Below are 18,506 nucleotides of genomic sequence, written 5' to 3' on the forward strand. Positions count from 1 at the left end.
CTAAATAAATTTTCAATTTGCGTCCTATTATAGATGGTGTTATATTGATGCCTCAAAAAATTAACATAAATGGAGCAAAATACTACGTTGGATATTAATGCTATTAACGAGAAAATTGAAAAAGAAAGTGCTTTTATCGATGTACTAACCTTAGAAATGAATAAGGTTATCGTTGGTCAAAAGCATATGGTAGAAAGATTGTTGATTGGCCTTTTGGGTCAAGGTCATATTCTATTGGAAGGTGTTCCTGGGTTGGCAAAGACATTGGCTATTAATACATTATCTAAAGCTGTAGATGGTAGCTTTAGTAGAGTGCAATTTACCCCAGACCTTTTACCTGCCGATGTTGTAGGTACGTTAATTTACAATATGAAGGATAATGACTTTTCGATTAAGAAAGGTCCAATATTTGCAAATTTTGTATTGGCAGATGAGATTAACCGTGCGCCAGCAAAAGTGCAATCTGCTCTTTTGGAGGCCATGCAAGAAAAGCAAGTTACCATTGGAGACGAAACTTTTACACTTGACAAGCCATTTTTAGTAATGGCAACACAGAATCCTGTGGAGCAAGAAGGGACGTATCCGTTACCAGAAGCACAAGTTGACCGTTTTATGTTGAAAACGGTAATTAAATACCCGAAATTAGATGAAGAGCAACTTATTATCCGAGCGAATCTAAAAGGGGAATTCAATAAGGTAAATAAAGTAGTTTCCATAGAGCAAATTCTTAGAGCTCAAGCTTCTGTTAGAGAAGTTTATATGGATGAAAAAATCGAGAAATATATCCTTGATATAATTTTTGCAACACGTTATCCAGAGAAATACAACCTTGCAGAGTTGAAGCCACTTATTAGTTTTGGTGCTTCACCAAGGGGTAGTATTAACTTGGCAGTAGCTGCAAAATGTTATGCGTTTATAAAAAGAAGAGGATATGTGATTCCAGAAGATGTTCGTGCTGTAATCCATGATGTGCTACGCCACAGAGTAGGAATTACATATGAGGCAGAAGCAGAGAATATTACTTCAGAAGAAATAATTAATAAAATTGTAAACGAAATAGAAGTACCATAGATAATTGAAAAAAAATTATGATACGGAGAAGGTTGTTTTAGAAACCTCTAAAACGCATAAAACTTCGAAGTGTTAAACTCAGCTAATGAGTAAATTTTATTGAGATCTCATGGATTCGATAAAACAAACTTTCAATAAAAAATGGATACTAAAGAACTACTTAAAAAGGTTAGAAAAATAGAGATAAAGACCCGTAGATTGAGTGATCATATCTTTGGCGGGGAATATCATTCTACATTTAAAGGCCGTGGGATGACATTTAGCGAAGTCCGCAGTTATCAATTTGGTGATGATGTAAGGAATATCGACTGGAATGTTACTGCGCGTTATAACGAACCTTATATAAAAGTTTTTGAAGAGGAACGCGAACTCACCATGATGCTTATGGTAGATGTGAGTGGATCGGAGCTATTTGGAACCACCAATCAATTCAAAAAAGATATTATTACTGAAATATCGGCTACGCTAGCATTTTCTGCTATGCAGAATAACGATAAAATTGGGTTAATATTATTTTCAGATCAGATAGAATTATACATCCCACCAAAAAAGGGAAGATTTCATGTGTTACGAATTATTCGTGAGTTGATTGAGTTTAAGCCGTCAAATAAGAATACAGATATAAATGGTGCGCTTAAATTTATGTCTAGCGTAAGCAAGAAAAAGGTAATCGCATTTGTATTGTCAGATTTTATGTCTGATGCTTATGAACATGCTCTTAAAATAGCTGCAAATAAGCATGATATTACAGGGATAAGAATCTATGACGAAAAAGAAGAAGCTATTCCTAATATTGGTTTCGTGCAGATGGAAGATGCAGAAACTGGAGAACTGATGCTTGTAAATACAAAGTCAAAAAGTGTTCGTAACCAGTATGCGCAACATTATAAAGACAATGTGAATTATTTTCAAACAGTATTCACTAAAAGTGGGGCAGGGGTAATAAGTAGTCGCGTAGATGAAAGTTATGTAAAGAAATTATTAGGGTATTTTAAACGAAGAGGATAAAAAGAATTAACCATAAGAATGACAAATTTAATTTTTAAGAATAGGTTTAAGATGTCGCTTCGAGGGAAGTCGGGCATGCTGTTGCTTATATTCTTTTGTGTTTCCTATTTTACCATAGCACAATCTACACCAACAATAAAATCTTCTGTAGATTCTACAGAAATAAAAATTGGTGAGCAGATACTTTTTAAGGTTGAAGTGGAAGCAGATACTACTGCGCAGGTAATTTTTCCTGAAGGGCAAACTTTTATGCCTATAGAAGTGGTGGAAGCTTTACCAACGGATACATTGATTAATCAAGATAAATTCAATTTAATAAAAAAATATGCATTAACGCAGTTTGATTCTGGGAGCTATACGCTACCGCGTCAACAGATAATGATTAACAACAAGCCTTATTTTACGGATTCTTTGCAAATAGAAGTAAATACCGTTGTTGTAGATACGTTAAAGCAAAAAATGTATGATATAAAAGGTTTGGCGCAAGTAGACAAGCCTCTTGGAGATTGGTGGATTTGGCTACTTGTTGGGATTGTAATTGCTGCTCTTGTTGGAGGTTTGCTTTATTGGTTTGTTTTTAGAAAGAAACCACTTTCCGAAGAAGAAAAGATAGCATTATTGCCTCCTTATGATCGTGCTCTTGCTGAATTAAAAAAATTAGACGAATCTAAATACCTTATCCAATCGGAATACAAAGAGTATTATTCAGAATTAACGAATATTGTACGTTCTTATTTAGAAGAAGATGCACATATTTCTGCATTGGAGAGTACAACAGATGAGTTGATTTTTAAAATGGAAATGCTTCGTGATGCAGGGAATTTAAAAATTGATGATGAAACGCTAAAGCAGTTTAAAAATGTACTTCAAACTGCCGATTTAGTAAAGTTTGCAAAGTCTACTCCCGAAGGTTCGATTATAGATCGTGATAGAAAGTCTATTGAGCACATTGTTGTAAAAACTAAAGAAGCCCTTCCGGAGCCTACAGAAGAGGAGTTGATGGAGCAAGAAGAATACATGGAGGCTTACAGGCAGAAAAAGAAAAAGCAACAAATAAGATATGCTATTGCTGCTGGAATCGGAGTGTTGTTAATTGTTGGAGGTATATTCACGTATACTTATGGCTTTAAAAATGTTAAGGATTCGGTTTTCGGGAACGCTACTAAATCTTTACTCGAAGAGCAGTGGGTAGGAAGTTCTTATGGATACCCAGCAATTTATGTGGAAACACCGGTTGTTCTTAAGAGAGAGACTGATATTACAACAGATGAAGCGGCAGGAACTAATACTTATCAGGTGTTTTCTTATGGAGATTTACTAAGTAAGTTTTATATCCAGACAAGTATCTCTACTTATAAAAAAGAAGCTGATTTCGATGCTAAGAAAGCGATAGATGCAGCACTAGCAAAAGTAGAGGCAGCTGGAGCTAAGAATATGATTGTAAAACAAGAAGACTTAGTAACGCCAACAGGAAAGAAGGGGAATAAGGTTTTTGGAACTTTAGAAATTGAAAACCCTGATGATAAGAAGATGAAAAAGTCTGCTTACGTTATTCTTAGTTTTGTTGAAAATGGAGGTTTCCAGCAGATAATTATGGTATATGAGAATGGCGATAGTTACGCGGAAGATATTGTTAAAAGAGTAACCAACTCTATAGATTTTAAAACGGAAAGCTAATTATGTTTGAAAATATACAATTTGCAAATCCACAATTTTTCTGGTTGTTTTTGATACTTCCAGTAGCTATTGCTTGGTACTTTTTTAAACGTAAAAAGCAAACAGCTTCCTTAAAAATATCCAGCATTAAAGGATTTAAGGGGAAGTCGTCTACGCTAGCAAAATTGAAGCCTTTACTTTTTGTATTGCGTTTACTGGCAATAGCAGCTTTAATTGTTGCGATGGCAAGACCACAGACAGAAGATATTTCTACAAGAACTAATACAACGAGAGGAATAGATATTGTAATGGCAATAGATGTCTCTTCAAGTATGTTGGCACGCGATTTAAAGCCTAATAGATTAAGTGCACTGAAAAAAGTAGCAGCAGAATTTATTAAAGAACGTGTAAACGACCGTATTGGATTGGTGGTTTATTCAGGAGAAAGTTTTACAAAAACCCCTATTACTAGCGACAAGGCTATTGTGCTGAGGTCTTTGGAAGATATAAAATACGGACAGCTTGAAGATGGTACTGCTATTGGAATGGGACTGGCTACTTCTGTAAATAGATTAAAAGATAGTAAAGCCAAGAGTAAAGTAATTATCTTGCTGACCGATGGTGTTAATAACTCTGGTTTTATAGAGCCACAAACAGCAGCTGGTTTAGCAATAGAATATGGTATAAAAACGTATACTATAGGCTTAGGAAGCAATGGTATGGCGCTTTCGCCAATTGGCTATAATCCAGATGGAAGTTTTAGATATGGAATGAGTAAAGTAGAAATTGACGAAGCTTTGCTAAAAGATGTTGCAGATAAAACTGGAGGAAAATATTTTAGAGCTACAGATAATGAGAAATTGTCTGAGATTTATGATGAAATAAATAAATTAGAGAAAACGGATATTGAAGAATTTAAATATTACAACTACGAAGAAAAGTTTAGAGTGTTCGCGCTTTTAGCTTGTGCTTTATTAGTATTGGAATATTTATTGAGGTATACTGTTTTTAGAAGTTTTGTATAAGATATGTATCAATTAGACGAAAAAATATATTTCTATTTATTGGTTTTAATACCAATATTGTTGCTGCTTTTTTTAGGGTTTAAATTCTGGCAAAGAAGAACTCAGAAGAAGTTTGCAGATACAACATTGCTCGATAAATTAAGTCCTAATAGATCGAGCTTTAAACCGTTTATTAAGTTATTGTTTTTACTTTTAGCGATAACATGTTTGGCAGTTGCATTGGTCAATCCAAAGATTGGTTCTAAACTAGAAACAGTTAAACGAGAAGGAGTAGATATTGTTTTTGCTATTGATGTTTCTAAAAGTATGGCTGCAGAAGATATTGCACCAAATAGATTAGAGAAAGCAAAACGGATAGTTTCAGAGATAATAAACAATCTTGCTAGTGATCGTATAGGGATTATTGCGTACGCTGGGCAAGCATATCCGCAGTTACCAATTACAACCGATTATTCTGCTGGGAAAATGTTTTTGCAGAGTATGAATACCGATATGATGTCTTCGCAAGGAACGGCAATAAATGAAGCCATTTCGTTAGCAACTACATATTACGACGACCAAGATCAAACAAATCGTGTATTGTTTTTAATTTCTGATGGAGAAGACCATTCCGACATGGCAATTGAGTCGGTTGAGAAAGCGCGTGAAGCAGGAATTAAAATATATACTATTGGAGTAGGAACACCAAAAGGAGGTCCAATTCCTATTAGAGTAAATGGAATTATAGATTCTTATAAAAAGGATAGAAATGGTGAAGTTGTAATTACACAGCTTAACGAGACTATTTTAGATGGGATTGCTTCGGAAGGAGATGGATCTTATATTAATGGATCTAATACAGGGGAGGTTGTAGATTTTGTTACAGATACCTTGGCAAGGATGGATAAAACTGAATTTGAGTCTAAGCAATATGCAGATTTTAAAGATCAGTTTCAATGGTTTATTGCTGCGGCAATTATATTTTTGTTCCTAGATATTTTCTTATTGGAAAGAAAAACGGTTTGGATTCAGAAATTAAACTTGTTTAATGAGCGAAAGAAAGATGAAAAATAATATAAAAACAATAGCTATAAAAGAGCGATTTTCTATGGATGCTAGAATTGTTTTCCTAACTGTTTTAGCACTTTTTTCCGTAGCTCAAATAGCTGCACAAGATTCAGAAGCTTTAGAAAAAGCTAAAGAGAAGGCTTTATCTGAGTCAAAAGGTTATACTTATGAAGGAAACGAAATTTTATCAGAAAGTGATGATGCTGTTGCTGCTGAAGTAGAATATCGTAAGGCTATAGCTAAAAGTTCTGCAAATGCAAAAGCTAAATATAATTTAGGAAACGTTTATTATAAGGATGAGAGCATGGGCGAAGCTTTTATGCGATATAAAGAAGCGGGAACCACAGCGGAAACTAAAGAAGAAAGACATAGCGCATATCATAACTTGGGAAATGTATTCATGAAGAATAAAGAGTACCAGAAAGCAGTAGAAGCGTATAAAGAAGCGCTTAGAAACGACCCATCTGATGAAGAAACACGTTATAATCTTGCCTTAGCCAAAGAAATGCTTAAAAAGCAGCAAGACGAGAATAAGGATAATCAGAATAAAGACGACCAAAACCAAGACGAGAATAAAGACAACCAAGATAATCAGGATCAGAACCAAGACGATCAAGACAAGAAAGATGGCGATGAAGGGGAAGATAAAAAAGACGATCAAGGTGAGGAAGGTGACGAGAATAAAGAGGGAGACAATAAAGATGAGCAAGGAGAGAATCCTGAAGATAAAAACCAGGATGAAGGAAAGAATGATAAACAAGATCAGCAGAAGCAGAATCCTGAAGGTAAACCTGAAGAACAGCAACAACAGCCTAGGCCAGATCAGTTATCACCGCAGCAGGTGAGAAATATTTTGGAGGCTATGAATAATGAGGAGAAGAAAGTTCAGGAGAAAGTAAATGCTGAAAAAATAAAAGGTGCGCCAGTAAAATCTGAAAAAGATTGGTAGAGAAATGAAGATTAGAATATTAATAATAGCTTTTATTATAGGATTTTTTGGGAATGCATATTCCCAAGATGAGGTACAGTTTGAGGCCAAGGCCAGCAAGCAGAAGCTTGGTGTGAATGAGCGCTTACGTATTGAATTTAGTATGAATAAAGATGGAGATAATTTTGTACCTCCTTCTTTTGAAGGCTTTAGAGTAGAAATGGGACCAAATCAATCTGTGAGTCATTCATGGGTGAATGGAAAACGTTCTTTTTCGAAATCATATTCTTATATAATTTCTCCTATTTCAAAAGGGAATTTTACAATTAATCAAGCAAAAGTAGAGATTGATGGAAGTACTTATAAAACATTTCCAATAAAGATAGAAGTTACTGGTGCAGTTAGCGATCCGAACGCTCCTCCTTCAGCAGACGAAATTGCTGGAGAGAATTTACATTTGGTAGCCGAAGTCTCTGACGCTAGTCCTTATTTAAATGAAGCGGTAAGCGTTGTTTATAAGCTTTATGTAAGCCCAAGTATTAATGTTTCTAATTTTGTGCCTAAAGCAAATCCTACGTATAATAATTTCTGGTCTCAAGATATAAAGGTTAAAAGATATAATGTTGAGAATGGATTGTATAATGGAAAACAGTATCGCTTTGTAGTTCTTAAAAGAGTTGTTTTATATCCTCAAAAAACGGGATCTTTAGAGATAGAGCCACTTTCTTTAGATGTAACGGTAGATGTGCCTACTAATAGAAGAGATGTTTTTGGAGGCAGATTGTTTACGCAAACTCATAAAACAGTTACTGCTGGGCAAAGAAAACTTAATGTTCGTCCGTTGCCTACAAAAGGAAAGCCTGATGGTTTTACTGGTGCTGTAGGGCAGTTTGATTTTGATGTGATTACTTCAAAATCTGATTTAAAAGCAAATGAATCTTTAAGTGCTAAGATAAAAGTATCTGGAAAGGGTAATTTAAAACTTATTAGCTTACCAAAGTTAACGCTACCAAGTTCTTTGGAAGTATATGAGCCAGAGCATGAAGAAAGTGTTTCTACGAACTTATCTGGAATGAGTGGTGAGATTTCCGATAATTATACCATTGTTCCTCAGTACAAGGGGAAATATCCAATTCCAGGCGTTGCTTTTTCATATTTCGATCCAAAGGAAGAAGCATATAAAACGATAACTTCCCAGCAGTCGGTAATTAATGTGTATGAAGGGCCTACAAGTGCTTCTGTTGCGAATGCAACAAATGATAATGCAGATAGTAGTACTTTAAATAAGCAACCAGTTTCTACTATTGGAGATCAGTTTAGATATATAAAATTGGATGCTGATTTTGTGTCTAAGAAAGCGAATGTCTTCTTTGGTTCTATTTTGTATTATATATTATTATTAGCTCCTTTATTGTTAATCCCTATTGCAATATTGATAGGTAAGAAAAGAGCAGCTATGGCTGGAGATGTTGTTGGAAATCGTGTGAGAAAGGCTAATAAACTTGCTAAGAAATATTTATCTGAAGCCAAACGTAACTTAGGTAATAAAGAAGCTTTCTATGAGTCTTTAGAGCGAGCGTTGCATAATTATTTACGTGCGAAATTAAAGTTAGTAACTTCAGAATTTAGTAAAGAGAAAATTAGTGAATTATTGCTGTCTAAAAGTGTGGATGAGCAGGTTGTAAATGAGTTTATTGCATTATTAAAAAGTTGTGAGTTGGCAAGGTATTCTCCGAGTACGATTGCTGAGATGCAGAGTGATTATAATAAAGCAGCCGAAGTTATTTCGTTAATCGATAAACAGTTTAGATCATGATTCGAGGTTATAAAATTTTATATAAAAGTATTGTGCTCGTCCTTTTCTTGTTAATTTCTGTTTCAGGATTAGCACAGCAGGAGTCTGCATTTCAAGAAGGAAATGATTTTTATCACGACGGTGAATATCAAGAAGCCATAGATTCATATTTAAAGGCAGAAAAAGGGAACCTGCATTCTGTAGCATTGTATTATAACTTAGCTAATTCATATTATAAATTAAATGAAATAGCACCGAGCATTTATTATTATGAAAAAGCTTTATTGTTGAATCCTGACGATGAGGATGTAAAAAACAACTTAAAGTTCGCTCAACAAATGACTGTTGATGCTATTGAAGTATTACCACAAGTAGGGATAGATAAGATTTTTGGGAAATTAATTAATAAGTTCTCTTACGCAACATGGGCGATTTTAGCTATTGTCTTTATGGTTTTGTTTGTGTTAGCTTTCTTACTTTATTATTTTGCTTCTTACCATACTAAGAAGCGAGTATTTTTCGCTATTAGTATAATTTTCATGATAGCTTCTATTGGTAGTTTTGTATTTGCACATTCTCAATATGGAGCTGTAAATGCTAAAGATCCTGCTATAATATTTGCAAAAGAAACACCAGTTATGTCCGAACCAAACATGGGAAGTACTGAGGTTTTTTTACTACACGAAGGAACCAAAGTAAGCGTTTTAGATACCGTTGGAGAATGGAAGAAAATTAGGCTTACAGACGGTAAAATCGGTTGGTTGCCAAGCAGTGAGATAAAAATAATCAAAGATTTTTAGTTGTTCCTTAACAGAAAAATCAATAACAAATATTATCTTTACATTTATTGTAATGTAATTTGCTAGCATTGGATACAAATAAGAAAATATTTGTTTGTTTTTTTTTATTCATATTCTGCTCTTTCTTGATAACACCGGCAATTTTAACGGTAGTAGAGAAAGGTGCAGATATAGCCTATTATTATAATTTAGCAGAAGAAGAAAAGAAAGATACCAATACAAATGGGTTGAAAGAAGTTAAAGAAATGCCTTACCCTAAGGACTTAAACTTACAGCTCTCCCAGATTTCTAAAAAAAAAGAAAATTATTTTTACTACTTCAAGCGCCATTACGATCAAGTAATGGATGTTATTATACCGCCTCCAGAGGCCTTTACTGTATAATTAATTAGATCAGAATTCATTTTTGAAATTACGAATAGTTCGGCATAAATTTTTGTTTAACTCAGTTAGTACATCAGTAATGAAATAAATAGGATCTAATTTATTATAGTTTCGTTTTTCAAATAAGATTTATAGTAAAGTTTCAATAGGCTTTCGCGTTACGCGGAGGTATAATATAGTTAGATATGTTTAAACATTTAAAAAAAGATTTACCGGCTAGTCTTGTCGTATTTTTTGTAGCCCTTCCATTATGTCTGGGAATTGCATTGGCCAGTGGAGCGCCATTGTTTTCTGGTTTGATAGCTGGAATTGTAGGAGGGATTGTAGTAGGAAGCTTGAGTGGTTCTTCAATAGGAGTTAGTGGACCAGCAGCAGGTTTAGCAGTTATAGTTTTAGCTGCGATAGCTAATTTAGGATTCGAGAACTTTTTAGTAGCAGTAATTATTGGTGGTGCACTTCAAATTTTATTGGGAGTGTTAAAAGCTGGTATTATTGGATATTATTTCCCTTCGTCTGTAATTAAAGGAATGTTGGCAGCCATAGGTATCATTATCTTTTTAAAACAAATTCCTCATGCATTTGGATATGATTCTGATTATGAGGGGGATTTAAATTTCTTCCAAATGGATGGAGAGAATACGTTTTCAGCAATAGGAGCAATGTTTGATTTTATTTCTCCTGGAGCTCTTTTAGTAACATGTATTTCGCTATTCATTTTATTATTTTGGGAGAAAGTTTTATCAAAAAAACACGATATATTTAAAATTATACCAGGGCCGTTAGTAGCAGTAGTTGTAGGTATTTTATATTATATGTTTGTAGATCCAACTTCTTCGCTTGCAATAGCAAAAAATCATTTAGTTTCTGTACCAGTTCCAGAGAGTGCAACAGATTTTATGAGTCAGTTTACATTCCCTAATTTTGGAGCGATTACAAATCCGCAAGTATGGGTTGCAGGGGTAACAATTGCTATTGTGGCTAGTTTAGAAACACTATTGTGTGTAGAAGCTACAGATAAGTTAGATCCAGAGAAAAGAACAACTCCAACAAATAGAGAGCTTTTTGCTCAGGGAACAGGAAATATTGTTTCTGGACTTATTGGAGGGCTTCCAATTACACAAGTAATTGTACGTAGTTCTGCGAACCTTCAATCAGGAGGTAAGACAAAACTATCAGCAATTATTCATGGATTTTTATTGCTAGGATCGGTAATTTTGATTCCGTTGTTACTTAATAAAATTCCATTAGCAGTATTAGCTGCAATTTTATTAATTGTAGGTTATAAACTAGCAAAACCAGCTTTATTTAAGCAAATGTTTAAGTTAGGAAGTGAGCAGTTTATTCCTTTTATTGTAACTGTTTTCGGTGTAGTATTCACAGATTTATTAGTAGGAATCGGTTTAGGATTGGCTGTAGGGATTACAATAATTTTAATTAAAAATTATCAAAATTCACATTTCTTGCATATTCAGAAAACAGAAGATGGAAGTCATGTTGTTAAAATGACTTTAGCAGAAGAGATTTCTTTTCTTAATAAAGGCGCTATTTTGAAGGAGCTTAATGCACTTCCAGAAGATACATTGTTGGAATTGGATGTGAGTAAGACTTTGCGATTAAATTATGATATTTTAGAAATTCTTGATGATTTTGCTATTAAAGCTAAAGATAAAAATATTGAAGTTAAATTGATTTCTGATAAAGGAGTTCTTTACAATCCGAAAAGCTTTACTGAATTTTTTAGATCAAAAAATAGAAAAGCGGCTTAATTGTTTATTTAAAAAAGTTTAATTTTAGAAAAAATATATAAATATGAATTTAGAAACGGTATTCGATAATAATAAAAAGTGGATTCAATCTAAACTCGATGTAGACTCAAATTATTTTGAAGAATTAGGGAAAGGACAAAGTCCTGAGCTATTGTATATAGGATGTTCTGATAGTAGAGTTACAGCTGAAGATTTAATGGGCTTAACACCGGGAGAAGTTTTTGTACATAGAAATATTGCAAACATGGTGGTAGGTACAGATTTAAATGCAATGTCTGTATTAGATTACGCTGTTAATCATTTAAAAGTAAATCATGTTGTAGTATGTGGTCATTATTCTTGCGGTGGAGTGAAAGCAGCTATGCAATCTGCTGATTTAGGAATTTTAAATCCATGGTTAAGAAATATTCGTGATGTGTATCGTTTACATAAAACTGAATTAAATGCTATTGAGGATGAAGATAAACGTTACGATCGTTTAGTTGAATTAAACGTTCAAGAGCAATGCGTAAACCTAATTAAGACGGCTACAGTACAAAAAGCATATAGAGATAGAAGCTTAAAAGTACATGGTTGGGTGTTTGATATTCACACAGGAAAGTTAATCGATTTAAAGATTGATCTTGATGGTATTTTAAATAATATCATGGAGATTTATCACTTAGACTAATGTAAGAGATATCAAAATCAAATAATATTTTATATCGTCATCTGTTTTTGTGATGATATTGAGGGCAAAAAAAATCCTGCGGAGTTTTCTCCGTAGGATTTTTTGCTTTCTACTGTTACATATCTTAGTTGTTCTTTTAAAGATATATCCTTTTAGCCTTTGTGTTGTATTCTTTATAGATTTCTTCTTTTATTTCTAACCTAAAGTTCATCTCTGTTTTAATTTTAATCTCCAATTTATAAGGGTTTAGGTTAGTTATTCTGGTTGTAGTACATTATTATTTAAATTTTATTCTACATTTATTGACTTAGTAATCAAATATTTTTAATATAATGTCATCTGTTTCTTATAATTTTATTTTTAGTTACATTATTTTGTTATACATTATGACCGCATAAATGCTTGTTTTATAGGTGTGTGTTGAATTTTCGCACGACTTCGTAAGAAAATTCGAAATAAATAAAAGAGTTTAGTGAATGAAGAATTTTTTCTCCAATCTTAAAAATGATGCTTTTGGAGGTGTCACAGCAGGAATAGTAGCATTACCACTAGCGTTAGCTTTTGGTGTTAGTTCAGGATTAGGTCCTAGCGCGGGACTTTATGGAGCCATATTTTTAAGTTTCTTTGCAGCGCTATTTGGTGGAACTAATACACAGATTTCTGGACCAACTGCTCCGATGACTGCTGTAAGTATGGTCGTAATAGCAAGTATTATTGGCGCTAATGATGGGGATGTTGCGCAAGCTTTACCTGCTATTTTAGCTGTTTTTCTCCTAGCAGGATTGATGCAAGTAGCGTTCGGACTTGCTGGTGTTGGAGTGTATATTAAATATATACCATATCCTGTAGTTTCTGGTTTTATGACTGCTATTGGAGTAATTATTTTGATTACCCAATTGCTCCCAATGGTGGGGTACTATCCTAAAGAAGATAAAGCTTTTGTGAGTGAGTTTACTCCCTATGCTGAGGAGATATTATTAGATAGGATTTTAAAGGAAGAAGCCGGAGAAGGTATTTTGGTGCTAGATGATTTTAAAGAAACAGTAAGTAGAGCTGAAGAAATTGATGATGATAAGATCCATACTGAAGCTGTTGTGTTAGCTAAAAAATCTGCTTCTGGTGTCATAGGAGCTATTAAGACTTTTCCTCGTGCTTTGAACAATATAAATTGGTTAGAACTTGCTTTAGGACTAATTACCATATTCATTATATACGGATTTAAGCGAATTACAACCGCTATTCCAAGCACATTAGTTTCATTATTAGTGGTCTCTGGAGCGGCAATGATATTAGGATTAGATTATCGTCCCATACAAGAGATTCCTGGAGGATTCCCAATTCCACACTTCGAAATATTTACATCGTTTAGTATCTCCTCTATATTGCCTTATATTTTCACTGCTTTTACTTTGGCGTTATTAGGAGGTATTGACTCGCTATTAACTTCTGTTGTTGCCGATAATATGACTAAAACAAAACATAAACCTAATAAAGAATTAATAGGACAAGGTATTGGTAATAGTATAGCTGCCTTATTTGCTGGATTGCCTGGAGCTGGAGCGACCATAAGAACAGTAGTTAATATTAAAGCAGGAGGTGCAACGCGTCTTTCTGGGATGATGGCTGGAATTCTTTTACTGATTGTACTATTAGCATTAGGTCCTATTGCATCTAAGATTCCTGCCGCTGTTTTAGCGGGTATTTTGGTTACAGTAGGTCTTGGAGTTATGGATTATAAGGGGTTAAAAGCAATTCCGAATATGCCAAAAAGTGAAGTTTTTATAATGGTAACGGTAATGTTACTTTCTACTTTTTGGAATTTAGTATATGCTGTAGGGATCGGTTTGGTGATTGCTGCTTTAGTATTTATGAAGAAAATTGGAGATCATACAGCACAAGCATCTGATGTAAAAATGTTAAAAGAAGAAGACTGGAAAGATGAGATGGATTTCCCAGAAAGCTTGAAAGAGGAAGTCTTTATTAAGCATTTAAAAGGGCCTCTTTTCTTTGGGTTTACCAGTGAATTCCAACACCTTTCGTCTCAAATTCCTATGACTGCTTCTCATGTGGTTATCAGAATGGATAAAGTTCCCTATATGGATCAGTCTGGAGTGTATGCAATGGAAGATGTGTTGATAGAACTCAGTAGTGCCAATATAGAAATTTTATTTGTAGATGTTAATAAGCAGCCTAGATATCTAATGGAAAGAGTTTCTCTGATCCCAAGATTAGTGCCAGAAAATCATGTTTTTAAAGATTTTAATGAGTGCTTGCTCTATATAAAAATGAATGTTAAGGATAAATACCCTAAGAAGTAAGGATAAGGCTGAATTATTAAGATGTTTCTTTTAGAACCCAGTCAAAAACAAAATTTCCGATACTTTTTACGGGTTCATAAGTAGCGGAGTTTTCGAGGGTTTTCTGGTCTATAAACTCTATTGTTTGGTTAGAACGGTCTATAAAAATTAAGATGGCTCCAAGGATAATAGCAATCTTTAATCCTCCAAAAACGCCTCCTGAAATCCTATTTAAGAGTCCTAAAGCGGCTAGATTAGCTATTTTGGTAAGGAGCTTTCCAATTAAAGAAACAGCTAATATTATTAATATAAATGTAATTGCAAAAGCAGTGAGGCTAATGTATTTTTCATCCCAGCTAACCTGTTCTTTTAAATAGTCTCCAATAAAATAGGAAAAATGGATGGCGCCATATATACCTAATACTAAAGCAATCAGGGAAGCTATTTCAATGAAAAGACCTTTCATAAAACCACGCACTAAGCCAAATAGAATAAGTCCGCCAATAATAATATCTATAAAGTTCATGCAATGATTGCTTTTCAACAAATATAAATCTTTTTTTAAATTATAATTAAGACCATAATTGATGGCCTCTTTAATCGCGGATAAAGAATTAATGTTAACGGTTAAATACTTATGGATTAACTTTCTATTTTTGTACAAAATTGAAAGATGGCAAGAGACGAGGTATTAAAGATGAAATGGGATTTGTTGGTTACTAAATTATCCAATCAGTTTGCTGATGGAGATGAGTTAGAGCTTGACGGAATTATATATTTAATAGGTGTTCAGGAACTTGGACAACTAAATAGAAAGTTTAAAAAAGACGAGAAGCTTAATTTAATGCATATTGCTATTTGTAGACTTTTAGAGCCTTATGGTTATTATGAGTTTGATTTTTTTGATGATGATGGTTGGCCGCATTATACTATAAAAGAACAATTGCCAGTGCTCAAAGCAGGAGAGCAATCTGTATTAATGAAAGAAGCGATTGTTCAATATTTTATAGAAGGTGGTTATATCGAGTAATTTTTAAAAGTATTATTAAAAAATGGTTTTTAAAAAGAATTATAAGTTCAAGGAAACTACATTATATTCTTTAGAAATCTTTAAATTTGCCCTTCCAAAGAAAAGTTGGTTATGATAGATACTATTAAGGAACATATCGGAAAAGTAAATAGCTTTACAGCTGCTACTTTAGATGAAGTTGAAGCATTTAGAATTGAATATTTAGGAAAAAAAGGATTGTTGAATGATTTTTTTGCTGAATTTAAAAATGTTCCTAATGAACAGAAAAAAGAATTCGGACAGGTAATTAACCAGTTGAAAACTTCTGCTCAAGAAAAGGTTAATTCTCTAAAAGAAGCCTTAGAAAATAATGATGCAGATAGTAATCAATATGGAGATTTAACTCGTCCTGGAATGCCATTAGAGCTAGGAGGGAGACATCCAATTTCTATCGTTAAGAATCAAATTATAGATATCTTTTCTCGTATCGGGTTTAATGTTTCTGAAGGACCAGAAATTGAAGACGATTGGCATAATTTCACAGCTTTAAATTTACCTGAATATCATCCAGCAAGAGATATGCAGGATACTTTTTTTGTACAAAAAGATCCAGATGTTCTATTGCGTACACACACATCTTCTGTGCAAGTGCGCTACATGGAAAATAACAAGCCACCAATTAGAACAATTTCTCCTGGTCGTGTATTTAGAAATGAAGCAATTTCTTCACGTTCTCATTGTTTCTTTCACCAAGTGGAAGGTCTTTATATAGATAAAGGAGTTTCTTTTGCAGATTTAAAGCAGACATTACAGTATTTTACTACCGAAATGTTCGGGAAATCTAAAATTCGCTTACGTCCTTCTTACTTTCCATTTACTGAGCCAAGTGCAGAGGTGGATGTATATTGGGGGTTAGAAACAGAAACCGACTATAGAATGACTAAAGGTACGGGCTGGTTAGAAATTATGGGTTGTGGTATGGTAGATCCAAATGTATTGGAAAACTGTGGGATCGATTCTAAAGAATATTCAGGATTCGCCTTTGGAATGGGGATTGATAGAATTGCATTGTTACTACATCAAATATCTGATATTAGAATGCTTAGTGAAAATGATATTCGTTTTCTAAAGCAATTTAAATCTGTATTATAAATAATTATAACTGATGAAAAAAGATATTGAAATACCAGTTGCAGAAGAAGTTTATATCGCCGCTGTAAATGAGTGGGATGAAAAACACCTATCTAAAACATGGTATATTTATCTTATTAATAATCGAAATACCCCTTTGGAGGCTTCTCTTCTTGTTTCCAAAGGGTATGCCGAAGAAATGAAAACTACAACCATGCGCCATGGTCTTGGTGATCTGGATGCAAAATCTTTTCGTAAAGTAGAACTTCTTCATGAGGATCTTTTTAAATTAGAAAATGAATTCTTTTTAACTTTTTTTGCAGACAATAAGCTATATGAAAGAAAGTTTATTTTTGATGCACATCAGATCTCGGAGAGTAATCAAATCAATATTCCTATAATGGAAGTGGATGGGGTTTTAGCTAGATAAATCCCATAAAACATATTATTTGTTCGGTATAATCACTATTATAATTGATTAACCGTATTTTTATTTATCTGAAATAGTTGTTATTAGCTTAAAATTATTATTTTCGTTTAAAGAATATATTCTATGTAATAAATAGATTATATATATTACTTGATTTAATAGTTTTAGAGGTAGTAATTTTATTATGAATTTATGGTTTTTTACAGATGATAGAGATGAGATAACAAAACTTCGATTCTTAGCACTTTGCGTGATTATCTCTGCTTTTTTGTTTGAAACATATGATGAGTTAGTGCTCAATGGTAATTTTATAAAAGGTTGTGTAGATGTACTTATAACTCTTATTATATTATCTTTATTAGTGTTAAATAGATTTAAGGTCATTTCATTAAAGGTGATTTTAACTATCGTAATGTATTGTATTCTTCTTTTTATAACTTTTTCAGCACCAATTGAAGGGATACATAATTTAGATTCAGCAATTACATTTTTTGTAAAGGGGGAGCTTATTTTTGTTTTATTAATTGTTGGGATGGGGGTTTTAGTTGATCCTCTTCATATAAACTATTGCATAGCATTAAATCTAATTTTTGCAACTTTCTTGGTTTATTACTTGTTTACAATCGATTTACATATTCCAACTCCTAAATTATTTTATTATCTAGTAATTTCATCTGGGTCTGGTATTATAGCAAAGCGTTTGTATGTCCATCTATTAAGTCTTCAGTCTAAATTAAGAGAAGCTAATAATGATATTACTCTTAAGAACGAAAGACTTATTCGGGTAAATAAATCTAACCAAGAGTTGTTTGTAATATTGGGTCATGATATGAAAACACCTTTTGTTCATATTAGGATGTTGTTAGATTTAATGGAACGTGCAGATTTTTCTAAAGATAAGTTTGATAAGTATAAAGCAATGCTTGATGAAGCTACTGCTAATGGAAGTAAATTACTTAGAAATTTATTGGAGTGGGTGCATAACAATTCTTTAGAGCATGAAATGAAAATCACACCTTTCCCACTTCATTCTTTAGTTGAAGAAGAGATAGAAATGTTTAAAAATACATATATATCTAAAGAGGTCAAGATTGTTAATTTAATCCCTAAAGATCTTATTATAAATGCGGATATGAATATGTCTTCAGTAATTATTAGAAACTTACTTTCTAATGCTATAAAATATTCTCATGTAAATTCTAAGATTGAAATTGGAGTAAGAGATATTAATAAGAGCCATCATATTTATGTAAAAGATTTTGGAGTAGGTGTTAGTGAAGCTGTAGTAGAGAAAATTAAGAAAAATATAAAAGTGTCTTCCATGCCAGGAACTATGAATGAGCAGGGTACGGGCTTAGGAATAAATATTTGTAAAAAATTAGCGTATCATCATGGTGGTGATATTACTGTTGCTGCAGATGATGAGGTAGGTAGTACATTTATTTTTATTCTCCCTCAATAAAACAAATATTTTTTTCTACTTGAATTAT

At 33.2% G+C, this 18,506-nt stretch carries 17 protein-coding genes; 16 read left to right on the top strand and 1 reads right to left on the bottom strand.

The window, feature by feature from the left end; genetic code table 11:
• The first annotated feature begins 69 nt into the window (after window positions 1–69).
• The 12 genes from JM658_RS03100 to JM658_RS03155 all read left to right on the top strand — a co-directional run bounded on the left by JM658_RS03100 (window position 70) and on the right by JM658_RS03155 (window position 14,467).
• Window positions 70–1,071 carry an AAA family ATPase gene (locus JM658_RS03100; RefSeq protein WP_236957762.1) on the top strand — a complete coding sequence of 334 codons (1,002 nt, stop codon included), beginning with the start codon at window positions 70–72 and terminating at the stop codon, window positions 1,069–1,071.
• Between the two features lie 141 nt (window positions 1,072–1,212).
• On the top strand, window positions 1,213–2,079 hold the full coding sequence (locus tag JM658_RS03105; protein ID WP_236957763.1) for a DUF58 domain-containing protein: 867 nt from the start codon (window positions 1,213–1,215) through the stop codon (window positions 2,077–2,079).
• A gap of 18 nt (window positions 2,080–2,097) precedes the next feature.
• The gene (locus JM658_RS03110) at window positions 2,098–3,756 is read left to right on the top strand and encodes a BatD family protein (RefSeq protein WP_236957764.1); all 1,659 of its coding nucleotides are present in this window, start codon (window positions 2,098–2,100) and stop codon (window positions 3,754–3,756) included.
• Window positions 3,757–3,758: 2 nt separating this feature from the next.
• Complete coding sequence (locus tag JM658_RS03115; RefSeq protein WP_236957765.1) at window positions 3,759–4,760, top strand: vWA domain-containing protein; 1,002 nt, start codon at window positions 3,759–3,761, stop codon at window positions 4,758–4,760.
• 3 nt (window positions 4,761–4,763) lie between these two features.
• The gene (locus JM658_RS03120; protein ID WP_236957766.1) at window positions 4,764–5,813 is read left to right on the top strand and encodes a vWA domain-containing protein; all 1,050 of its coding nucleotides are present in this window, start codon (window positions 4,764–4,766) and stop codon (window positions 5,811–5,813) included.
• Window positions 5,788–6,756, top strand: coding sequence for a tetratricopeptide repeat protein (locus JM658_RS03125; RefSeq protein ID WP_236957767.1), 969 nt, complete (start codon window positions 5,788–5,790; stop codon window positions 6,754–6,756). Before JM658_RS03120 ends, JM658_RS03125 begins: the two co-directional genes overlap by 26 nt.
• A gap of 4 nt (window positions 6,757–6,760) precedes the next feature.
• Window positions 6,761–8,551 carry a BatD family protein gene (locus JM658_RS03130; RefSeq protein WP_236957768.1) on the top strand — a complete coding sequence of 597 codons (1,791 nt, stop codon included), beginning with the start codon at window positions 6,761–6,763 and terminating at the stop codon, window positions 8,549–8,551.
• Window positions 8,548–9,330 carry a tetratricopeptide repeat protein gene (locus tag JM658_RS03135; RefSeq protein ID WP_236957769.1) on the top strand — a complete coding sequence of 261 codons (783 nt, stop codon included), beginning with the start codon at window positions 8,548–8,550 and terminating at the stop codon, window positions 9,328–9,330. Before JM658_RS03130 ends, JM658_RS03135 begins: the two co-directional genes overlap by 4 nt.
• Window positions 9,331–9,455: 125 nt before the next feature.
• Window positions 9,456–9,713 carry a hypothetical protein gene (locus tag JM658_RS03140; RefSeq protein ID WP_236957770.1) on the top strand — a complete coding sequence of 86 codons (258 nt, stop codon included), beginning with the start codon at window positions 9,456–9,458 and terminating at the stop codon, window positions 9,711–9,713.
• A gap of 185 nt (window positions 9,714–9,898) precedes the next feature.
• Entirely contained in the window at window positions 9,899–11,479 is a 1,581-nt protein-coding gene (locus JM658_RS03145) for a SulP family inorganic anion transporter (protein ID WP_236957771.1), read from the top strand.
• A gap of 43 nt (window positions 11,480–11,522) precedes the next feature.
• Window positions 11,523–12,149, top strand: a complete 627-nt coding sequence (locus JM658_RS03150; protein WP_236957772.1) for a carbonic anhydrase — start codon at window positions 11,523–11,525, stop codon at window positions 12,147–12,149.
• 476 nt (window positions 12,150–12,625) lie between these two features.
• Complete coding sequence (locus tag JM658_RS03155) at window positions 12,626–14,467, top strand: SulP family inorganic anion transporter (RefSeq protein ID WP_236957773.1); 1,842 nt, start codon at window positions 12,626–12,628, stop codon at window positions 14,465–14,467.
• Window positions 14,468–14,483: 16 nt separating this feature from the next.
• Here the strand turns inward: JM658_RS03155 and JM658_RS03160 are convergent, their stop codons facing one another.
• On the bottom strand, window positions 14,484–14,972 hold the full coding sequence (locus JM658_RS03160; RefSeq protein ID WP_236957774.1) for a CvpA family protein: 489 nt from the start codon (window positions 14,970–14,972) through the stop codon (window positions 14,484–14,486).
• 147 nt (window positions 14,973–15,119) lie between these two features.
• On the opposite strand from JM658_RS03160, the gene JM658_RS03165 reads away from it, so the two are divergent.
• The 4 genes from JM658_RS03165 (at window position 15,120) to JM658_RS03180 (ending at window position 18,478) form a co-directional block, all read left to right on the top strand.
• A complete protein-coding gene (locus JM658_RS03165) occupies window positions 15,120–15,476 on the top strand; it encodes a hypothetical protein (RefSeq protein WP_236957775.1) in 357 nt (118 codons plus the stop codon).
• 111 nt (window positions 15,477–15,587) lie between these two features.
• On the top strand, window positions 15,588–16,607 hold the full coding sequence (gene pheS / locus JM658_RS03170; protein WP_236957776.1) for a phenylalanine--tRNA ligase subunit alpha: 1,020 nt from the start codon (window positions 15,588–15,590) through the stop codon (window positions 16,605–16,607).
• Window positions 16,608–16,620: 13 nt separating this feature from the next.
• Window positions 16,621–17,016 carry a hypothetical protein gene (locus tag JM658_RS03175; RefSeq protein ID WP_236957777.1) on the top strand — a complete coding sequence of 132 codons (396 nt, stop codon included), beginning with the start codon at window positions 16,621–16,623 and terminating at the stop codon, window positions 17,014–17,016.
• Between the two features lie 184 nt (window positions 17,017–17,200).
• Entirely contained in the window at window positions 17,201–18,478 is a 1,278-nt protein-coding gene (locus JM658_RS03180; RefSeq protein WP_236957778.1) for a sensor histidine kinase, read from the top strand.
• Window positions 18,479–18,506 lie beyond the last annotated feature (28 nt).

It is taken from the genome of Joostella atrarenae, assembly GCF_021764745.1.
Taxonomy (GTDB): domain Bacteria; phylum Bacteroidota; class Bacteroidia; order Flavobacteriales; family Flavobacteriaceae; genus Galbibacter; species Galbibacter atrarenae.